This window comes from Mesorhizobium sp. M2A.F.Ca.ET.037.01.1.1 (assembly GCF_003998075.1).
Lineage (GTDB): Bacteria > Pseudomonadota > Alphaproteobacteria > Rhizobiales > Rhizobiaceae > Mesorhizobium.
In genome coordinates this window covers 1-4,691 of sequence record NZ_RZSA01000518.1, presented here as the reverse complement: position 1 = coordinate 4,691, position 4,691 = coordinate 1, and the positions used below count along the sequence as shown (strand labels likewise).

At 65.1% G+C, this 4,691-nt stretch carries 6 protein-coding genes; all 6 read left to right on the top strand.

Annotation, left to right across the window (positions count from 1 at the left end):
• Nucleotides 1-475, top strand: a 475-nt coding sequence (locus tag EOA27_RS22975) for a glycosyltransferase (RefSeq protein WP_145970482.1), incomplete at its 5' end; no start/stop codon positions are given.
• Nucleotides 475-1,278, top strand: a complete 804-nt coding sequence (locus EOA27_RS22970; RefSeq protein WP_126079203.1) for a sugar phosphate nucleotidyltransferase — start codon at nt 475-477, stop codon at nt 1,276-1,278. The genes EOA27_RS22975 and EOA27_RS22970, both read left to right, overlap by 1 nt.
• Before the next feature lie 2 nt (nt 1,279-1,280).
• Entirely contained in the window at nt 1,281-2,042 is a 762-nt protein-coding gene (locus EOA27_RS22965) for a TIGR04290 family methyltransferase (protein WP_126079204.1), read from the top strand.
• Nucleotides 2,035-2,970 (top strand): beta-xylosidase, encoded by a 936-nt coding sequence (locus EOA27_RS22960; RefSeq protein ID WP_126079205.1) that lies wholly within the window; start codon nt 2,035-2,037, stop codon nt 2,968-2,970. Before EOA27_RS22965 ends, EOA27_RS22960 begins: the two co-directional genes overlap by 8 nt.
• 15 nt (nt 2,971-2,985) lie before the next feature.
• Nucleotides 2,986-4,047, top strand: coding sequence for a glycosyltransferase family 4 protein (locus tag EOA27_RS22955; protein WP_126079206.1), 1,062 nt, complete (start codon nt 2,986-2,988; stop codon nt 4,045-4,047).
• Nucleotides 4,047-4,691 (top strand): glycosyl transferase (locus EOA27_RS22950; RefSeq protein WP_127257264.1); only part of this gene is annotated, 645 nt, incomplete at its 3' end. The genes EOA27_RS22955 and EOA27_RS22950, both read left to right, overlap by 1 nt.

The following is a 4,691-nucleotide window of genomic DNA, read 5'->3' as shown; positions in this document are numbered from 1 at the left end:
GGCCCGACTGCCGAACCGCCGTTTCGTCATAGGCGGGGCGCAGTACCCGCAGGACTTCCCCTGGAGCAGCAACATCTATTTCGTCAGGCACCTGCCCCCCGCCGACCACCCGGCCTTCTTTTCCTCCTCGCGCCTGACGCTCAACGTCACCCGCGAAGCGATGGCGCGACAGGGCTGGTGCCCGTCAGGCCGTCTGTTCGAGGCGGCTGCGTGCGGCGCCGCGATCATCTCCGACGACTGGGCCGGCCTCGACAGTTTCTTCACGCCCGGCAGCGAGATTCTGTTGGCGCACAGCACCGGCGACGTCGTTGCCGCGCTTGGCCTGTCCGACAATGAGATCGCAACGCTCGGCCGCCGCGCCCGGGAGCGTGTCCTCGACGAGCATACCTCAGCGCATCGCGCCGCCGAACTCGACCGCATCCTGAACGACGCTTTTGCATCCACGTCGAGGGGCACAATGGAGGAAGCTGTCTGATGTTTGGCATCGTGCCTGCCGCCGGTCGTGGCAGCCGCATTCAGCCGCTGGGTTTCTCCAAGGAGCTGCTGCCGGTCGGCAGCCGCCTGGACGGCCAGACCGAACGCCCTTGCGCGGTGAGCGAATATCTGGTGCGGCGCATGGTGCGCAACGGCGTCGACCGCATCTGCTTCATCATCGGTTCCGGCAAGTCGGACATCCTCGAATATTACGCCGCCGGCTATGGCGACGCCGCGGCGATCTTCGTGGCGCAGCCGTCTCCGATCGGACTCTGCGACGCGATCTTCCGCGCCGCGCCGCTCGTGACGCCGGACGAAACGGTCCTGATCGGCCTGCCGGACACGATCTGGTTCCCTGAAGACGGCTTCTGCCGTCTGGCCGACGACCGGCTGTCCTTCCTGATGTTTCCGGTCGATCGCCCGGAACTGTTCGACGCCGTCGTCCTCGACGAGAACGGGCGGGTCGAGCAGATCCAGGTCAAGCAAGCTGACGCCGCGACAAACTGGGTCTGGGGCGCCTTCAAGATGCCGGGCCGTATCTTTCATCAACTGGCGGCCCTGTGGCGCCAGCGCGACGGCGTCGACGAGTATTTCGGCACGCTGGTCAACGCTTATCTCGCAGGCGGAGGCGAAGCTTACGGCGTCAAGGCGGGGACGGCCTATGTCGATGTCGGTACCTTCAACGGCTATCGCACGGCGCTCAGGCTGCTCGAAAGCAACGACGCCATCGATGACGGGACCCTGCCGACATTCGCATCGCAGGACTGTCCGGCAGTGCCAACCGTTCCAGGCGAAGGAGCTTAGCCATGCTGCATTCCAGCACGGAAATACGCCGCCGCATCGACGCATTGGGGCCGTGGTTCCACAATATGGAGCTCGCGGGCGTGGAGACTGCTCCCGATCATTTCCTCGGCAACTATCCGCTGATCAAATGGCGCAAATTCGCGGATGCCATTCCGACAGATCTTTCGGGCAAGTCGGTGCTCGATATCGGCTGCAATGCCGGCTTTTACTCGATCGAAATGAAGAAACGTGGCGCCGATCGCGTGCTGGGAATCGACTTCGACCAAGCCTATCTCGCCCAGGCGCGTTTCGCCGCCGAGATCGCCGACTGCGAGATCGAGTTCCGGGAACTGTCGGTCTACGACGTCGCCTCGCTCGGCGAGCGCTTCGACATCGTGCTGTTCATGGGCGTGCTTTACCACCTGCGCCACCCGTTGCTGGCGCTCGACCTGATCCGCGGCCATGTCGCGAGCGACCTGATGATCTTCCAGTCGATGCAGCGGGGCAGCAACGAAGTCCTGCCGCTTGAGCAGAACTACCATTTCTGGACACGCGACCTCTTCGATCAGCCCGAGTTTCCGAAGCTGCACTTCATCGAGCATCGCTATGCGGACGACCCGACCAACTGGTGGATTCCAAACCGCGCCTGCACCGAAGCGATGCTGCGCAGCGCCGGGTTCGAGATCCTGCTCCACCCGGAAGACGAGGTCTATTTCTGCCGCGCGTCCGGCGAACCGGCCGGCAGCGCCGCCGTCTATCCTTCGAAAGGAGAGACCCATGATTGAAGCCGCCATGATCTGGAACGAGCCCAACAACAAATCGCACTGGGACCCTGAGCTCGACCCCGACTGGAGCCGTTTTGCCACAATGGCGACCCTGGCGGCCGATGCCATCGGCCGGGAAAATCCTGCCATCACAAAGGTGCTGGGCGGCATTTCGCCGATCGATGCCGGGTTCATGACACGCATGAAGGAGTTCGGCGTGCTCGACCATGTCGACGCGGTCGCCGTGCATGGCTTCCCGCTCGACTGGAACCTCTGGCAAATCCACGAGTGGCCGCACAAGCTCGGAGAGATCGCGACGGTCGCCGACATTCCGGTTTGGGTCAGCGAGGTCGGTGTGTCGACCTTTGGCGCCGAGGAGGTGCAAGTCTGGGGCTTGCGCCGGACAGCGGAGCTTTTGCTCGGACTTGCGCCGCGCGTTCAGTGGTACAGCCTCTACGATCTGCCGCGCTCCTGGGAAGCGACGACGCGCCATCGGGAGGCGGAAGGTTCGTCCTATTACAGGCACTTCTACATGGGCCTGCTTCGCGAGGACGGCACGCCCAAGCCGGCGCTCGAGGAATTCGTGCGCCACACTCCGCAAATGGGCCTGGTGCAGTGGTTCCACTATGAGGATCACCGGTTGGACGACGCTGTTGCCTGGATGGAACGTCTGGGTGTCACCCACCTGCGCACCGGCCTGTCTTGGGCCGACAGTTTTCGGCCGAATGCGCTGGACTGGTTCGACCGCCAGATGGAAGCGCTGGCCGACTTCAACGTCACCGTCACCTTCTGCTTCACGCCGGAACATCGGGGCCTGCAGCCTCACCACACCAGCCCACCCCAGATCCCCGAGGAATTCGCCGAGTTCTGCGCGGAGATGATCCGCCGCTATGCTCCCGCGATCGGCGACGAGATGGCGCCGACGCAGCGCGTGTCGGCGGCTTGGTGAGGCCCCAGATCAACGATGACACTGACTGTCCTCAACGTCGCCTACCCTCTCGCGCCCGTCGGGCCGGATGCGGTCGGCGGGGCCGAGCAGGTGCTGTCGGCGCTGGATCGGGCGCTGGTTGAAAAAGGCCACCGTTCGGTTGTCGTCGCCTGCCACGGCTCAAGCACGGCCGGCGTCCTGGTGGAAACACCAGCCGAGGCGGGAGTGCTCGATGAGGCGGCGAAGGACCGAGCTCATCAGGCGCATCGCGATGCGATCGCGACCGCCCGGGCGCGCTGGCCGATCGACGTCGTTCACCTCCACGGGATCGATTTCGATGCCTATCTGCCTGACGACGGTCCCACCCTGGTGACATTGCACCTGCCACTCGGCTGGTACCCGCCCGAGGTGCTGGCGCCGTCACGCGAGGACTTGTGGCTGCATGCGGTCTCGCCGGCGCAGCACAGGACGGCGCCGGCAGGATCGAGACTTGCACGGCCTATCCCGAACGGCGTCGATGTCCATGCGCTGAACGAGCTTCGGTCGCGGCGCAATTTCGCGCTGGTGCTCAGCCGCATCTGTCCCGAAAAGGGCATCCATCTCGCGATAGAGGCAGCCAAGCGCGCTGGCATGCCTCTGGCGATCGCCGGTCAGGTCTATCCCTACGAAACCCATCTGCGCTATTTCGCCGACGAGGTCCGCCCTCGGCTCGATCGCCAGCGGCGTTTCCTCGGGCCACTCGGCTTCTGCGCCAAGCGGCGGCTGCTCAACACCGCACGCTGCCTGGTCATTCCCAGCCTTGCTCCCGAAACAAGCTCGCTTGTCGCGATGGAGGCGCTCGCCTGCGGCACACCGGTCGTCGCGTTCCCGAACGGCGCCCTTCCCGATGTCGTCCAGCACGGCAGGACCGGGTTCCTGGTCAATGACGTCGAGGAGACGGCGAAGGCCATTATCGCTTCCGGAGCCCTGGACCACGAGGCATGCCGTGCGGAGGCGCGTCGCCGCTTCTCGCTTGAGCGCATGACCGCATCCTACATGGATGCCTACGAAGCGCTGGCGAAGCTTGGCACCCGTCGCGCCTTGCTGGGAACCGGCTGATGGGCGGTCTGCGCACCGAGATCATTCGTGACGCGAGAGCATTCGAGGACCTGGAGCCGCATTGGTGGCGGCTCTGGCGGCGGAGCATCTCGGCCACGCCGTTCCAGTCTCCTGCCTGGCTCATTCCGTGGTGGCGGACATTCGCGCCCGGCGACCTTGCGGCCATTGCAGTGTGGAGTGGAGACGCCCTCGCCGGCCTGGCGCCGCTCTATGTCGAAAGGCATGATCGCGGTCAGCGCCTGCTGCCCATCGGCATTTCTCTAAGCGACTACCTCGACATCTTGTGCGTGCCGGAACTGGAAGCGAAGGCTGGCGCCGCCATTGCCGACGCGGTGCTCTCGCTCGAATGGTCGCAATGGATCCTGCCCGACCTCCCGGCCGATGCCGTGTCGCTGAGCCTTGAGCTGCCGAATGCGCAAGAGCGCCGGTCGATGGCGCAGGCCGCCTGTCCCGTGCTGCCGCTCGATGGCGATCGAACCCTGGCCTATTCTGTTCCGGCGAGACGAAGACGTCAGTTGCGCCGCGCCGAGCGAGCCGCCCGGCGAAGGGGAGCCGTTGTCGTCAGGCGCGGCGAGTCCGATCCGCAGATATTTCTCGACCGGCTGATCCGGCTGCATGGCGCGCGCTGGGCCGGTCATGGCGGG

What these genes read in the sequence shown, in the direction of transcription:
- EOA27_RS22970 (WP_126079203.1), top strand. Translation starts at nt 475, where the DNA reads ATGTTTGGCATCGTGCCTGCCGCCGGTCGTGGCAGCCGCATTCAGCCG.
- EOA27_RS22965 (WP_126079204.1), top strand. Translation starts at nt 1,281, where the DNA reads ATGCTGCATTCCAGCACGGAAATACGCCGCCGCATCGACGCATTGGGG.
- EOA27_RS22960 (WP_126079205.1), top strand. Translation starts at nt 2,035, where the DNA reads ATGATTGAAGCCGCCATGATCTGGAACGAGCCCAACAACAAATCGCAC.
- EOA27_RS22955 (WP_126079206.1), top strand. Translation starts at nt 2,986, where the DNA reads ATGACACTGACTGTCCTCAACGTCGCCTACCCTCTCGCGCCCGTCGGG.